This is a genomic window from Noviherbaspirillum phoenicis (assembly GCF_047237965.1).
Taxonomy (GTDB): domain Bacteria; phylum Pseudomonadota; class Gammaproteobacteria; order Burkholderiales; family Burkholderiaceae_D; genus Noviherbaspirillum_A.
Genome location: NZ_JBDFLX010000001.1, coordinates 573171 through 586699, shown reverse-complemented (window position 1 = coordinate 586699; position 13529 = coordinate 573171). Strand labels below are relative to the sequence as shown.

14 protein-coding genes are annotated in these 13529 nt (G+C 66.3%); 5 read left to right on the top strand and 9 right to left on the bottom strand.

The window, feature by feature from the left end; translation table 11 throughout:
- Positions 1–177 precede the first annotated feature (177 nt).
- Together ABC383_RS02695 and ABC383_RS02690 are read right to left on the bottom strand one after the other, a co-directional pair.
- Complete coding sequence (locus ABC383_RS02695) at positions 178–1323, bottom strand: Hsp20 family protein (RefSeq protein ID WP_413011744.1); 1146 nt, start codon at positions 1321–1323, stop codon at positions 178–180.
- Between the two features lie 68 nt (positions 1324–1391).
- Complete coding sequence (locus ABC383_RS02690; protein WP_413011742.1) at positions 1392–1733, bottom strand: PRC-barrel domain-containing protein; 342 nt, start codon at positions 1731–1733, stop codon at positions 1392–1394.
- Between the two features lie 264 nt (positions 1734–1997).
- On the opposite strand from ABC383_RS02690, the gene ABC383_RS02685 reads away from it, so the two are divergent.
- Positions 1998–2531, top strand: coding sequence for a hemerythrin domain-containing protein (locus tag ABC383_RS02685; protein ID WP_413011740.1), 534 nt, complete (start codon positions 1998–2000; stop codon positions 2529–2531).
- Between the two features lie 30 nt (positions 2532–2561).
- Here the strand turns inward: ABC383_RS02685 and ABC383_RS02680 are convergent, their stop codons facing one another.
- The 4 genes from ABC383_RS02680 to dusA all read right to left on the bottom strand — a co-directional run bounded on the left by ABC383_RS02680 (position 2562) and on the right by dusA (position 5617).
- Entirely contained in the window at positions 2562–3062 is a 501-nt protein-coding gene (locus ABC383_RS02680) for a DUF421 domain-containing protein (protein ID WP_413011738.1), read from the bottom strand.
- A gap of 58 nt (positions 3063–3120) precedes the next feature.
- Positions 3121–3639, bottom strand: a complete 519-nt coding sequence (locus ABC383_RS02675) for a BON domain-containing protein (protein WP_413011736.1) — start codon at positions 3637–3639, stop codon at positions 3121–3123.
- 98 nt (positions 3640–3737) lie between these two features.
- Positions 3738–4250 carry a hypothetical protein gene (locus ABC383_RS02670; RefSeq protein WP_413011734.1) on the bottom strand — a complete coding sequence of 171 codons (513 nt, stop codon included), beginning with the start codon at positions 4248–4250 and terminating at the stop codon, positions 3738–3740.
- Positions 4251–4606: 356 nt separating this feature from the next.
- Positions 4607–5617: a tRNA dihydrouridine(20/20a) synthase DusA gene (dusA, locus tag ABC383_RS02665; RefSeq protein ID WP_413011732.1), complete on the bottom strand. Its 1011-nt coding sequence runs from the start codon at positions 5615–5617 to the stop codon at positions 4607–4609.
- Between the two features lie 531 nt (positions 5618–6148).
- Between dusA and ABC383_RS02660 the strand changes: the two genes are divergently transcribed.
- Genes ABC383_RS02660 through ABC383_RS02650 form a run of 3 tightly spaced genes read left to right on the top strand, consistent with a single transcriptional unit; the run spans position 6149 to position 9210 of the window.
- A complete protein-coding gene (locus ABC383_RS02660) occupies positions 6149–8137 on the top strand; it encodes a BCCT family transporter (RefSeq protein WP_413011730.1) in 1989 nt (662 codons plus the stop codon).
- 16 nt (positions 8138–8153) lie between these two features.
- Positions 8154–8492 carry a hypothetical protein gene (locus ABC383_RS02655; RefSeq protein ID WP_413011728.1) on the top strand — a complete coding sequence of 113 codons (339 nt, stop codon included), beginning with the start codon at positions 8154–8156 and terminating at the stop codon, positions 8490–8492.
- On the top strand, positions 8482–9210 hold the full coding sequence (locus ABC383_RS02650; RefSeq protein ID WP_413011726.1) for a MarC family protein: 729 nt from the start codon (positions 8482–8484) through the stop codon (positions 9208–9210). The genes ABC383_RS02655 and ABC383_RS02650 overlap by 11 nt, the downstream gene beginning before the upstream one ends.
- A 128-nt stretch (positions 9211–9338) precedes the next feature.
- Here the strand turns inward: ABC383_RS02650 and ABC383_RS02645 are convergent, their stop codons facing one another.
- The 3 genes from ABC383_RS02645 to ABC383_RS02635 form a co-directional block, all read right to left on the bottom strand.
- A complete protein-coding gene (locus tag ABC383_RS02645) occupies positions 9339–10232 on the bottom strand; it encodes a CAP domain-containing protein (RefSeq protein WP_413011724.1) in 894 nt (297 codons plus the stop codon).
- A 143-nt stretch (positions 10233–10375) separates the two neighbouring features.
- A complete protein-coding gene (locus ABC383_RS02640; RefSeq protein WP_413011723.1) occupies positions 10376–11695 on the bottom strand; it encodes a PQQ-dependent sugar dehydrogenase in 1320 nt (439 codons plus the stop codon).
- Positions 11692–12120, bottom strand: a complete 429-nt coding sequence (locus tag ABC383_RS02635; RefSeq protein WP_413011721.1) for a DUF2231 domain-containing protein — start codon at positions 12118–12120, stop codon at positions 11692–11694. Before ABC383_RS02635 ends, ABC383_RS02640 begins: the two co-directional genes overlap by 4 nt.
- 297 nt (positions 12121–12417) lie before the next feature.
- Here ABC383_RS02635 and ABC383_RS02630 point away from each other — a divergent pair, with 297 nt between their 5' ends.
- Positions 12418–13512 carry a glutathione S-transferase family protein gene (locus tag ABC383_RS02630; RefSeq protein WP_413011719.1) on the top strand — a complete coding sequence of 365 codons (1095 nt, stop codon included), beginning with the start codon at positions 12418–12420 and terminating at the stop codon, positions 13510–13512.
- The last annotated feature ends 17 nt before the right edge of the window (positions 13513–13529 follow it).

The window sequence follows — 13529 nt, the reverse complement described above, 5'->3', positions numbered from 1 at the left end:
ACGCTCCTGTTTCAAAGAAAGTCGACACATCACTGGCCGGCGCCATGCCGCCGGCGTGACGAAAGAGGTAAAACCGGCTGGCTGCTGGACTGGCGGCCGGTCATCAATCCCGGCACATGCACCGCCAGCAGGCGTTCCATGCCGCGCCCCGGACGGTCGGCCCGCTGGCCGCGCCGCTCAGTCCTGTATGTCCAGCCGCTTGCCGCGCCGCTTGGCCGGGCTGGGCATGCGCAGCGAGATTTCCAGCACGCCGTCGCGCATGCTTGCCTGCGCGGAGTCCGGGTCGACGCCTTCGGGCAGCGGCACGGTGCGGTGGAATGGCCCGTAGCTGCGCTCCGAACGGCGAAAGCCGGGCGCATTGCCGGATGCAAATTCATCCTTGCGCTCGCCGTCAACCAGCACCCGGTCGCGCTGGACTTCGACATGGACGCTCTCGCGGCTGATGCCGGGCAGATCGACGCAGATCAGCAGTCGGTCGTCGCGCTGCAGCACTTCCACCGGCGGCATCCACTTGCCGGCTTCGCCGCCTTCGCCGCTCTTGGCCGCGATCGGACGGCCGATGAAGCGCGCAAACAGCTGGTCCGCTTCCTCGGTGACCTTGCGCACCAGCGCCATCGGATCTTCCCAGCCGGCAAACTGGCTGCGCAGCCAAGCCTGGGGGCCGCCGCGGGCGGCGCCGTCGCTGCGCCCTGCCGCGTCCTGTTCGCCGTCACCATGCGCGCCCTGTGCAGCCTGCGCCTGCTGTGCGCCGGCAGTGGTCGAGGCGCGTGCCTCTTCGCGCTCGGCGCCGGTCTGGCCGACTGTCTTGCCCACGGGACTCCGGGTGGCGTCGGCATAAGCGTCGGCGCTGCCGGCAGCATCGGCGCTGGCGTAAGCGTTGGCAGAGGCGCTGGCGCCGGCCATGGCGTCGCTGCCTTCAGCCGGCATGCCCTGCTGTTCGGCCATGCGCTTGAAGCGGTCGAGATCGCCCGCGATGCGCTGGGTCAGCGCCTGCTCGCGGTCGATCGGCAGCGCATCGAATTCCATGCGCATGCGGATCCGGGTCTGGCCGGCCTGCAAGGGCTCGAACGCCAGGCTGCCATGGTGCTGGCCGCCGAGGTCGCGCCAGCGGATCAGCTGGTCGGGAATGGTTTCGGTGATTTCGGAGTTCCATTCGACGTCATGCTCGTGCCGCATGGCCCGCCAGTGCAGGCGGTTGTCTGCGACGCGGCTTACTTCCCGCACGCCTTCCATGAAGCGCGGATAGCCTTCCGCCTGCAGCCAGAGCGCATAGGCGGCGGCCGCCGGGACGTTGACATCGATGCTTTGTTCCAGTGTAGCCATGCTCTCTCTCCCCACTCATCTGACCTGGCCGGGACCGGCCCGGCAACCTGCATGCAGGTGTGTTCGCATCAGGTGCAGGTGAAGTAGACCAGACGCGACAGCGAGGAGTCGAAATACAGCGCATGCCACGGGATGGCGACCAGCGCGTTTCCGGGCCGCGACAGCAGCATCACATAGCGCAGTTGCCGGCTGCGCACGTCGATCAGGATGGAGCGCACCGCGCCCACCCAGTCGCCGGCAGCGGTCACCACCGGGCAACCCTGCAGCATTTCGGTTGCGCTGGCATCCCGCGCGAACAGGCTGGAAAGGCGCGGCGCGCGCGTCCGGCCCGGACGCGTTGCAGCGCCTCCCTTCAGCACACGCAGGGAGCCGCGTGCACCATTCGGATATTGTTTGAGGCGGCTTTCCATGGAGGTCCTCTGTCATGCGTTAGTGCGATCATGTACTGGGCTAGGCAACAAGCATGCCCAGCTTGCTTTTCCGGCCACGCCGGCAAGGGCGGCAAGAGCGCCATGCGGCCTCAGTAAATTTTGCAGGCAGTCGCGGTAAAGAATGCAACATCGACAATGGATGAGACCGGCTCGCCTTGCGGCGCGGATAGTGACAAACGGTTACACACAGCGATGGGCATGAAGATTGCTCAACGAATCCAGCACGCATTCGGGGAGAACGCCATGGGCCGCAAGGCAACCGACATCATCGATATGTTGACCGAGGATCACGACCGCCTGCTGGTCCTGTTCGCGGCATTCGAGCGGTTGCGCGAGAGCGCCGCCGACGATGCGCGCCAGACGCTGGTGGAACTGGCGTGCACCGAAATCGTGATCCACGCCCAGGTCAAGGAGGAGCACCTGTATCCGGCGCTGGCCGAAGTGATGGACGATACCTTCATCCTGGAGCAGGCCGAAGTCGAGCATGCCATCATCCGGCGGCTGGTCGGCGAACTTGAAACCATGCAGGCCGGCGACCGGCTCTACAATGCCAAGTTCACCACGCTGGCAAGCTGCATCGGCCACCATATCGAAGACGAGCAGACCCGGCTGTTTCCGCAGCTCGACGGCCTCGACCTGTCATTTGACGCACTGACCTGCGACATCCGCACGCGGCGCCATGAGCTGCGCAGCGAATTCGGCATGCCCGATGCGGACAATGAGGACGACAGCTATCGCTATCACGTGGTGCGCCGGCCGCATTACCGCCATCACTGAAAGCACTGGCGGCACACGCAGCACGGACAGCTAGTCATTTTTGCGGATCACGCTGAATTCCCCATCCGGTTCCAGATAGGCTTTCTTCACCTGCGCCAGGTCGTCCACGCCCTGCTGGCGCAGCTGGGTCCACAGTTCATCCTCGGTGATGTATTCGCGGCGCATGTTGGCGCGCAGCATGCGGCCATCCTTGACGAGCAGCAGCGGCGGCGCTTCGGTGAAACGGGCAAAGGCGGGAAAGTGGAAGCTGAGGCGGTCCAGCAGGGCATTCCAGAAGATCAGCGTGCCGACCAGCAGCATGCCGTCGGCCACCGAGGTGTACTCGCCGGACATGCCGTTCTGTGCGGCATCCGCGACGATCACGAGGATGAGGATGTCGGCCACGCCGACAGAGCCCACGTCCCGCCGCACGACGAAGCGGAAGATCACGAACAGGAACCAGTACATCGCCGTGCCGCGCACGACGATTTCGAGCGGCGAGACGCCGAAGGCAAAGACTTCGGCCCAGTCGACGTCGAAGATGCCGCTCATGCCTGCGCCTGCCGCGCGGCGGTCAGGCGGACGACGGCAAGGTCATCCGCCGCGTGCATTACTTCTTGATTTCGAGCTTGTTGCTGACCTGCTTGACGCCGTCGATGTTCTTGGCCAGCGTGGCCGCCTTGTCGATCTGCGCCTGGCTCTCGACGAAGCCGCTCAGCATCACGTCGCCCTTGTTGGTCTCGACATTGATGTCGGTGCCCTTGACTTCGGCATCGGCCAAGAGCGCTGCCTTGACCTTGCCGGTGATGGCGGAGTCGCCCAGCGCGTCGCCGGCCTTGTCGGTGGCATTGGCTGCGGCGGCGCCCGCTGCCGAGGCGGCATTGTTGGCGGCGGCTGCGGCATTGTTGGCGGCTGCGGCGGCGGAGTCAGCGGCCGGCGCGGTGGTCGTGTCCGTCGCTGCAGGCGCTGCGGGCGCGGCCGGGGTGGTCGTGGTGGTGGTGGTCGTGGCAGTCGTGCCGGTGGTTGCCGGCGTGGCCGCCGTGTCATCGGCTTTCTTGCAGGCGCCGAGCATGGCGGTCGACAGCAGCAGGGCCATCATCAGTGCGGAAGTGCGTGTGGTGTTTTTCATGGTAAATCCCCCCAAAAAGGTTGTTGAAGTGTGGTTCTGTTCAGGACGCGGCGGGCGGCGGGGCCAGCCGCGTCGTCTTGCAAATTAGTGCGCGGATCTCAGCGTGCTGCGCCGCTGGCCGTCGTGCCAGACGTGCCGCCGGTGCCAGTGGTGCCGGACGGTCCTGCGCCGGTCGCGCCGGTGCTGCCGGAGGTGCCGTCGCCGGTCGTGCTGCCCGACATGCCGGCGCCGCCCGATCCCGTGCTGCCTGCGCCGCTGCTGCCAGCGCTGCCCGACATGCCGCCGCCAGCCGAGCCGCTGGCGGAACCGGACGATCCCGTGGCGCCAGTGGCGCCCGCGGTGCCAGCCGTGCTGCCATCCGAGGTGGTGCCGGCCGCGGTGCCGCCGGCGCCGGTGGAGCCGGTGGTCGAGCCGCCGGACATGGTGCCGCCGCTGCCGCCGCTGCCGGCGCTGCCGGTGGACGGCGAGGCGGTGGTGCTTGGCGTGGTCGCGCTGCTGGTCGATGCGCCGGGCGACGTGGTGTCGGCAGCACGCCGCTCGCAGCCGATCAGCGCTGCGCTGACCACCGCCGTGGCCAGCATGGCCTTGGACAGCCTGGATAGTGCTTGCATGTGGGCTCCTTGTATTGGTTCCGGTTCGATTGCATCTGCATTGCCAGCCGCTGCATTGAGGCCGCATGCGGGGCACAGCCTGCGGCAGTCGGCTTGCGATTCTTGCATTGCCAGATTGCAAACCCGCTTTACGGAGTCTGTTAACGCAGTTTCCGTGCCAACGTTTTTATCGGCTGAAAGCCTTAAGAAACAGTCATTTGGGCGCAACTCACGGAAAGCAGTCGAATGCAGGGGTAAAACTTACATGCAACAAGGGCAATCGTTACATCCATACCGGACACCCGCGGTAACGAAATCGGATGCCAGGCGGCGAGGCAGGCCGGCGCTGCCCGCAAGGGCAGCGCGGGAGAAGGAGGTCAGGCGGCGGCCGGCAGGCTGGCCAGCGCGTCCAGCAGCAGCGACGGGTCGCCCTTGGCGAGCTGCTTCGGGTCGGACAGCATTTGCCGGAAGCGACGGGCGCCCGGCAGTCCCATGGTGAGGCCCAGCATGTGGCGGGTGATGCTGTTGAGGCGCAGCCCGCCGCCCGGCGCATCCGGGCCATGCAGGGCGAGCTGGTTCCGGATGTAGGGAAGCATGGCCGCCAGCACGTCGGCGCGCGACCGTGGCGCGGCGGTGTCGCCGTAGTAGCGGGCATCGAATCCGGCCATCACCCAGGGATTGTGATAAGCCTCGCGCCCCAGCATCACGCCATCGACATGCTGCAGGTGGGTGTCGATCTCGGCCAGCGTGCGCACGCCGCCGTTGAGGATGATTTCCAGCGCGGGAAAGTCGCGCTTGAGCCGGTAGGCATAGTCATAGCGCAGCGGCGGGATCTCGCGGTTCTCCTTGGGACTGAGGCCCTTCAGGATGGCATTGCGGGCATGCACGATGAAGGTGGCGCAGCCGGCCTCGGCAATGGTGCCGACGAAATCGCGCACGAAGTCATAGGACTCCTGCCGGTCGAGGCCGATGCGGTGCTTGACCGTGACATCGATGTCGACCGCGTCCCGCATCGCCTTGACGCAGTCGGCCACCAGCAGCGGCTCGGCCATCAGGCAGGCACCGAACGCGCCCTTCTGCACCCGCTCGGACGGGCAGCCGCAGTTGAGGTTGATTTCGTCATAGCCCCACTGCTGGCCCAGGCGCGCGGCGTGCGCCAGGTCAGACGGCTCGCTGCCGCCCAGCTGCAGCGCGACCGGATGCTCGGCGCCGTCGAAGTCGAGGTGGCGCGGCACATCGCCGTGCAGCAGCGCGCCGGTGGTCACCATCTCGGTATAGAGCCAGGTGTGGCGGCTGATCTGCCGGTGGAACATGCGGCAATGGCGGTCTGTCCAGTCCATCATCGGGGCGACGGACAGGGTCCTTTTCTTGTAAGTCGTTGAAGTCATTTATCTGTTAATCAAGAATCTGCTCATCGCCCAGGCGCAGGCGGCCGCCGGGCCAGGAACTGCCTGTCATGCAGGGCCGCAACCATGGAAAACAAACAGGGGAACGGATGCCATCCGGCGGTGGCCGGACAGCGCCGGGTGGCTGACCTTCACCGTCGAAGCGGGAACAACCGACGAGCAGCTTGTGTCCCCTTGGCGGCGCCTGCTGCGCATGCCTGCAGGGTGGCGATCGCTACGGCCTGCGCAAGCGGCCGCAACAGGAAAAGGCGACATTTTATATCGTTTGGCGAACTTGCCCACGGCCTCGCCAGGCAGGCGCTGGCTGCATCGCCCCCCGGCCATCGCCGGCCCCCTTTGCCGGCGCAACCGGATAAAAGACATTTTCTTCCGCCCAACCCTAAAACTTTCTTCCGCAGGAACAGTCATTCCCAGATGTCATGCTCATCTGTTTGCCGAACGAGCATCGGCGACCCGGGAAGGCGTGCCAGCGCCATCCCGTACCGTTAACGAACCTGGAGGAGTGCCGGACCGATGGATGAGCCTCTACCCAAGAATGCCGTCGCCCCCGGCGCCCGACCAAGGATGCAGGTCAACCCGCCCGTGTTCTACATCTCGGCTGCGCTGATTATCGCCTTCGCCCTCTACGGCGCCGTGTTTCCGAAGCGGGCGGGCAGCCTGTTCGACGCGCTGCAGCAGGCCATCGTCCGGGACTTCGGCTGGTTCTACATCGTTGCCGTCGCCATTTTCCTGTTCTTCGTGATCTTTCTGATGCTGAGCCGCTACGGCGACGTGCGGCTCGGCCCTGACGAGAGCGAGCCGGAATACAGCTACCTCTCCTGGTTCGCCATGCTGTTCAGCGCCGGCATGGGCATCGGCCTGCTCTTCTTTGGCGTGGCCGAGCCGATCCAGCACTATGCGCTGCCACCGGTGGGCGAAGGCCGCACGATCGAGGCGGCGCGCCAGGCCATGGTGCTCACCTTTTTCCACTGGGGTCTGCATGCCTGGGCGATCTACATTGTCATCGGGCTCGCACTGGCCTACTTCGCCTTCCGGCGCGGCTTGCCGCTGACGCTGCGCTCGGCCCTGTTTCCGCTGATCGGCAACCGTATCCATGGCCCGATCGGCCACGCCATCGACATCTTCGCTGTCCTCGGCACGATGTTTGGCATTGCGACTTCCCTTGGCTTCGGCGTGCTGCAGGTCAATGCCGGCTTCGCCTATCTGTTCGGGCTGCCGGTGAGCGCGACAGTCCAGATCGCCCTCATCGCAGTCATCACGGGAATGGCGACCGTGTCGGCCGGCACCGGGCTCGACAAGGGCGTCAAGCGGCTGTCGGAACTCAACATCATCCTGGCCATTTCCCTGCTCGGCTTCGTGCTGGCGACCGGATCGACCGTCTTCCTGCTGCAGGCCTTCGTCCAGAACATCGGCACCTACCTGAGCGCGGTCGTCCAGCGCACGTTCCGCATGTATGCCTACGAGCCCAATGCCTGGCTGGGCCAATGGACGCTGTTCTACTGGGGCTGGTGGATTTCCTGGTCGCCCTTCGTCGGCATGTTCATTGCGCGCATATCGCGCGGCCGCACCATCCGCGAATTCGTGGGCGGCGTGCTGCTGGTGCCCGTGCTCTTCACCTTCCTGTGGATGACCGTGTTCGGCAATACCGCCATTGCGCTCGACCTGAGCGGCACGGCGCCCATCGTCCGGACGGTGGCCGACAACCTGCCGACCGCGCTGTTCGAAGTGCTGCAGCAACTGCCTCTTTCCGTGGTCGCGTCCTCGATCGCAACCCTGCTCGTCATCACCTTCTTCGTCACCTCGGCGGATTCGGGCGCGCTGGTGATCGACATGATCACCTCGGGCGCGGCGCCGAATCCGCCGGTATGGCAGCGCATCTTCTGGGCGGTCTGCGCCGGCGTCGTGGCGGCCGTGCTGCTCGTGGCGGGCGGGCTGCAGGCGCTGCAGACCGCCGCGCTGGCCAGCGCATTGCCGTTCGCCGTGATCATGCTGTTCATCTGTTACGGGCTGCTGCGCGCGCTGCAGACAGAATCGACGAGTTCGTCGATCGATCTGTCCAGCGCCGCCGATGCGCCGCCGGCCACGGCGGGCATGAACTGGCAGCAGCGGCTGGCAAGCATCACGCACTTCCACGACAAGCGGGAAATCACGGCGTTTCTCGCCGACAGCGCGCGACCCGCCCTGGAAGCGGTCGCGGCGCAGATGCGCGACAGCGGCCTGGCGCCGGAGGCCGCCTATAGCACGGAACGGCTCGATCTCACCATACCGCACGGCGAGCATGGCCTGTTCCGGTATACGGTTCGCGCCCGCAGCTTCCGCGCGCCGAGCTTCGCATGGGCCGCGACCGAGCCTGCCGAACCGGAGACCCGGCACTACCGGGCCATGGCCTACAGTTCCGAGGGCGACCAGCCGCATGATGTGACCGGCTACACGCGGGACCAGATGATCAACGAGCTTCTGAACCGCTATGCGCGTTTCCGCCATGCGCGGCGGCTTTCCTGAAGGAGGGCGACGGATCATGCGCCGAATCACGCAAGTGCATTTCGATCACACCCAGGCCCTGTTTCTGAGCGAGCGCTCCCGCCGCGAGGGCATCCGGGGCAGCCTCGGCACGCCGGTCGCGGCGATTTCGTTTGCGTTCTTGGCAGTCCTTGCATTGAGCAGCCGGTCGGTCGGGGTGAATCCGGAGCGCTGGTGCCAGCTACCGACCTTGCTCATCCTCCTGCCTGGCCTGGCAGCGGCGGCCGCCGCCGGGATTGATTTGCCGCTGTTGCCGCGGCGCCTGATGACCGAGGAAGAGCAAGCAGTGCTCCTTTCCCCGGACAATCGCACCAACCTATCCCACCATGACAATTGAGTTAGCGCTGGCATTGACCAAGGGTTTTCTTTTCGTGCTGGCGACCATGCTGCCCATCCTCAACCCGGCGGCGACGGCGCCCATTTTCCTGAGCCTGACCGATGGCGCCTCGCCCATCACCCGCGCGCTGCTGGCGCGCCGCATCGCGCGCAACATGTTCTGGCTGATGGCCGGCTCCATGCTCATCGGTTCCTATGTCCTCGACTTCTTCGGCATTTCGCTGCCCATCGTGCGCGTGGGCGGCGGCCTGATCCTCTCTTCCGTGGCGTGGCGCCTGCTGGGCGCCACGCCGACGACGCCGGACAGCCGCGCCGCCCTGGCGGACGCCTTCACGCCGGACCATGCGCAGCGCCAGGCATTTTATCCGCTCACCTTCCCGATCAGTTGCGGTCCGGCCTCCATTTCCGTCGCCATCACGGTGGGCGTCGCGCTGCATGACGCGCGGCTCGTGATATCGCTGCTGCAGATGGGGGGCGCCCTGATTGCGCTCGCCATCATCGGTGTGCTGGTCTACCTCGCCTTTCGCTATGGCGACCGCCTCCTGCGCCTGATCGGCGATGCCGGCACGGCGGTCTTTCTGCGGCTGTCCGCCTTCATCCTGCTGTGCCTGGGCGTGCAGATCGTCTGGGACGGTTTCAGCGAACTCATGCTGGAGATCCTGCATGCGTCCGCCAACATGGTGGCTGCCGCCGCGCCCCCCGGCTTTGCCGTGCGGTAGGCATGCCTGGCCCGGCGCCAGCCCGGCCATTTGTACGGCCTGGATGGCAGTTACTGGCATGTCATGGCGTCTCGCCGGAGGCTATCTGACGGGCAGGCGCGGGCAGGCATCTACTGGCTTGTCCTTACTCATTGTCCGGCAGTTCCCCGGCGCGGCGTGCCGAACACCTGGGTCCAGTAGATCAGCAGGTCGCTTTTCCTGTCGATCGCATGGCCAGCGCCCATTTCCGTGAACCGGGGATCCATCAGGTTCGCGCAATGGCCGGGGCTGGAGAGCCACCCGTCCACGGCGCTGCCCGGGGAATCCTGGCCCGCGGCGATGTTTTCGCCTATGCGGCGCCAGCGGTACCCGGCCTTTTCCGCGCGCTCGCCGGCGTGTTCGCCGTTCCTGGCTGCGTGCGCGAAATAATTGTTGCTGGCCATGTCGGTGCTGTGCGCGCGCGCCGCGTCCGCAAGCGCTTCATTCCATGCAAGCGGCCGTGCCGCCGGGTAGCGTGTCACCCCGCAGGTGCGCGCCTTTGCACGGGCTGCATTGACCAGGTCCAGGATTTTCCTGTCTGCGCCTTCCAGCGCAGTGGAAGATGCCGGGAAGCGCGGGCGGGCCAGCACGACGCGCCACGTATCGCCTTTGCGCGACACGCCTATCAAGGTGTATTCGGGTTTTGCAAGCACGGCGCAATACCGGCCCCGGATCGCCTCCATGGCCGCTGCCGCGCTCGCGGGGCCGGATACCGAGATCGCTTCCATGGCAGCAACGGGCAGCCCGGCCTCCTTCAGTGCCTGCCCCCCATCCCGCGACAATGCGGCTTCCGCCAGCCTGGGTTCCGGCGACAGCGGGCCGGCTGGCTTCGTCGCAGCCCCGGCACAGGCGCCGGGCGCCTCGCGAAAGGCGTTGATGAGCTGGATCAGCCCGTCCTGCTGTTGCGCCATTGCCATGGCGGGCGCACCCAGCACGGCAGCAAACAGCAACAGGGCGCAACCGGCTCTGCCGCGCCGCTTGCCGGCATGGCTGGCGTTCTTCATGGACTCCTCATTGTGCGCAGTCGCCGTCGCAGCGCATAGCGGACGCACGCGACCGCCGCACGCATCCCTCGCGCCTTGCTGGCGGAACCGCCGGCGGCTCATGCAGGGGCCGACCGCCGCGGCCCCCAAGGCTTCCGGGCGCCTCAGCGACGTGCGGGCGTCACGCGCCAGATCGTGTTGGCGAGATCGTCCGCCACGATCAGCGCGCCGCGCGGGTCCACGGTGACGCCCACCGGCCGCCCACGGGTCTTTCCGTTGGCGTCGCGAAAGCCCGTCACGAAGTCGACTGGCGGCCCGGCCGGACGGCCGTCGCGGAACGGCACGAACACCACCTTGTAGCCGGCCGGATCAGGGCGATTCCAGCTGCCATGCTCGCCGACGAACGCGCCGTCCGCGAATTTCTCGCCCATCGAGGCTTCGGAGAAGTCGACCCCGAGCGCGGCCACATGCGAACCCAGCGCGTAATCGGGCTTGATCGCCGCGGCAACCTTCTTCGGGTCCTGCGGCCGTACGCGGTCGTCCACGTGCTGGCCCCAGTAGCTGTAGGGCCAGCCATAGAAGGCGCCTTCCTTCACCGACGTCAGGTAGTCCGGCACGAGATTCGGGCCGATCTCGTCGCGTTCGTTGGCGACCGCCCACAACTGACCCGTGCCGGGCTGGATGGTGAGCGCAGTGGGATTGCGCAGGCCGGTGGCATAAGGCCGGTGCGCCCCGGTCTGGGGATTGATTTCCCACACCATCGCGCGGTCGACTTCGGCCACCATGCCGCGCTCGGTGATGTTGCTGTTGGAGCCGATGCCCACGTAGAGAAACCGCCCGTCCTGGCTGGCGGCCAGCGACTTGGTCCAGTGATGGTTGATCATCGATGGCAGGTCCGTGATCTTGACCGGCGGCCCGCTTGCCTGCGTCTGGCCCTCGCGGTAATCGAAGCTCACCAGCGCGTCCTGGTTGGCGACATAGAGCTTGCCGCCGACCAGGGCTAGACCGTAGGGCGCATTGAGCTTGTCGGCGAAGACGGTCTTGACCTCATACACGCCGTCGCCGTCGGCGTCGCGCAGCAGGGTCAGGCGGTTCCCGCTCTTGACGGAAGTGGTGCCCTTGGCCTTGATGTAGCCCGCAATGATGTCCTTGGGCCGCATCGGCGACGCATTGCCGCCCTTTCCTTCCGCAACCAGGATGTCGCCGTTCGGAAGCACCAGCGTCTGGCGCGGAATCGCGAGGTCGGTGGCGATGGCCGAGATGGTGTAGCCCTCGGGTACCGTCGGCTTCTGCCCGTCCCAGGGCGCCGGTTCGGCAATCTTCATCGACGGCAGCAGCCCGCGATGCGGCTCCGGGAGCACCGGGTCGGGACCGCGCTGGTCGGCGTCGGCGGCGTTGCTGCCGCATGCGATCAGCAGGCCTGCAATGGCGATCGGCGCCAGCAGGCGCAGGCGGACCACTTTTGTTTTGTGCAAATATTTCATCGTCCACCTCCTACGCCGAACCTGGCAAACCCGATCCATGTCGATGCGAGCGCCAGCAGTAACACAATGACCGAGAGAACAAGACCCATGGGCATGCTTGCCCATGCATCCTTTGCGTGGATCAGCGAATTCACAAACCCGAGGATCCAGGTTGCCAGCAGCAGGAGCATGTAAAGGAGCAGCGCCCCGCCCCGACGGTCGGCGCGGACCAGGTCGATGATGGCCCACAGCAGGGCCAGGCCGCCGAATACAAGGCCTCCTGCGAGCAGCCAGGACGCGAAATTGCTCCACTCTATCTGGTAGCTCGATGAGTAGGCGAGATCGCCTGCCAGGCCGCCCAGGAACAGGGGAATCGTCCCGGCGAGCAGGATCCCGTGAAGCGGATGCAGCCCCCTCCGGACCAAGCGATTGTCGTCAACAGCCATACTGTCACTCCTTGTCATAGATGCGCGTTGCTCTGTACAGACACCGGGCCGGCCAGCGGCTTGCGATCGTCTGCTCTCAAGTGTGACGGGGATGTGCTGCCGACGTTCCCTTCGCGGCGGCATTCACCGGCAATGACTGGCCTTCCTTTGATGTAACCGTCCTCTGACGCAGCGCAGGGCGCACATCGCACAAATCCGGACATGGTCCGGGCGCCGCGCAGTACACTGCCGGCTCGGCAATGAACACGGGCTCGGACAGGCCAGGTCGGGCCGTGTCGCAAACTGGGAGGCACGCAGATGCAGGAACATGGCTACACGTTGTATGGCGCACAGATCAGCTACTTCACGGGGAAGGTGCGCGCCTATCTGCGCTGGAAGGACATTCCTTTCGAGGAAATAGCGGCCGACGCCGCCGCCTTCCGGGAAGTGATCGTTCCCCGCGTCGGGTTTCCGGTGATTCCGGTGCTGATCACGCCGGACGACGACTGCCTGCAGGACAGCACCGACATCATCGACGCGCTCGAGGCCCACAGTCCGGGCCCGTCGGTTTACCCCGACACGCCGCTGCAGCGGCTTGCCGCGCTGCTGCTGGAAACCTACGGCGACGAGTGGCTGGTCATACCGGCCATGCATTACCGCTGGCATCACAACCGGGAATGGGCGATGCAATCGTTCGGCGAACTCAGCGCGCCGGATGCGCCGCCGCAGCGCCAGAAGGAAATAGGCGCGCGTCGCGCCGAGCCCTTTGCGCAGGCTGCGGTGCTGCTAGGCGCGCAGCCGCATATGCAGGCGGCCGTCGAGTCTTCCTACGAAAAGCTGCTTGCCGAACTCGATGTCCATTTCGGGCAGCATCCCTTCCTGTTCGGCGGGCGGCCTTCGATCGGCGATTTCGGCCTGATCGGTCCGCTGTATGCCCACCAGTATCGCGATCCAAAGAGCGGCGAGCTGATGCGAAGGCTGGCGCCGAACGTGGTGCAATGGGTCGAGCGCATGCAGCATCCGACGCCGCTGGCCGGCCAGTTCCTGCCCGACGATGCCATGCCTGCGACCTTGCTTCCTGTGCTGCGGCGCATGTTCGCCGAGCAGCTTCCGGTGCTTGCCGACTCGGCGCGCCGGGTGGAAAGCTGGATGGCCGCCCATCCGGGCGACCCGCTGCCACGGGCGATCGGCATGCATGCCTTCGCGCTGGAAGGCCGGGAAGGCGAGCGCATCGTCCGCCCGTACAGCCTATGGATGCTGCAGCGGGCGCGCGATTACTACCGGTCGCTCGACGCGGCGGACAAGGCCCGGGCGGACCGGATGCTGCGCACGGCCGGCGGCGAACGCTTCATCGACTTCATCGATCCGCCACGGCTGGCGCGCGCCGGCCTGAGCGTGGCGCCCGCACGGTGACGGCGACGCCGATGGCG

Coding starts and splice junctions, on each gene's coding strand:
- ABC383_RS02660 (WP_413011730.1), top strand. CDS start 6,149: ATGGATGAGCCTCTACCCAAGAATGCCGTCGCCCCCGGCGCCCGACCA.
- ABC383_RS02695 (WP_413011744.1), bottom strand. CDS start 1,323: ATGGCTACACTGGAACAAAGCATCGATGTCAACGTCCCGGCGGCCGCC.
- ABC383_RS02655 (WP_413011728.1), top strand. CDS start 8,154: ATGCGCCGAATCACGCAAGTGCATTTCGATCACACCCAGGCCCTGTTT.
- ABC383_RS02670 (WP_413011734.1), bottom strand. CDS start 4,250: ATGCAAGCACTATCCAGGCTGTCCAAGGCCATGCTGGCCACGGCGGTG.
- ABC383_RS02645 (WP_413011724.1), bottom strand. CDS start 10,232: ATGAAGAACGCCAGCCATGCCGGCAAGCGGCGCGGCAGAGCCGGTTGC.
- ABC383_RS02635 (WP_413011721.1), bottom strand. CDS start 12,120: ATGGCTGTTGACGACAATCGCTTGGTCCGGAGGGGGCTGCATCCGCTT.
- ABC383_RS02650 (WP_413011726.1), top strand. CDS start 8,482: ATGACAATTGAGTTAGCGCTGGCATTGACCAAGGGTTTTCTTTTCGTG.
- ABC383_RS02675 (WP_413011736.1), bottom strand. CDS start 3,639: ATGAAAAACACCACACGCACTTCCGCACTGATGATGGCCCTGCTGCTG.
- dusA (WP_413011732.1), bottom strand. CDS start 5,617: ATGACTTCAACGACTTACAAGAAAAGGACCCTGTCCGTCGCCCCGATG.
- ABC383_RS02630 (WP_413011719.1), top strand. CDS start 12,418: ATGCAGGAACATGGCTACACGTTGTATGGCGCACAGATCAGCTACTTC.
- ABC383_RS02685 (WP_413011740.1), top strand. CDS start 1,998: ATGGGCCGCAAGGCAACCGACATCATCGATATGTTGACCGAGGATCAC.
- ABC383_RS02640 (WP_413011723.1), bottom strand. CDS start 11,695: ATGAAATATTTGCACAAAACAAAAGTGGTCCGCCTGCGCCTGCTGGCG.
- ABC383_RS02690 (WP_413011742.1), bottom strand. CDS start 1,733: ATGGAAAGCCGCCTCAAACAATATCCGAATGGTGCACGCGGCTCCCTG.
- ABC383_RS02680 (WP_413011738.1), bottom strand. CDS start 3,062: ATGAGCGGCATCTTCGACGTCGACTGGGCCGAAGTCTTTGCCTTCGGC.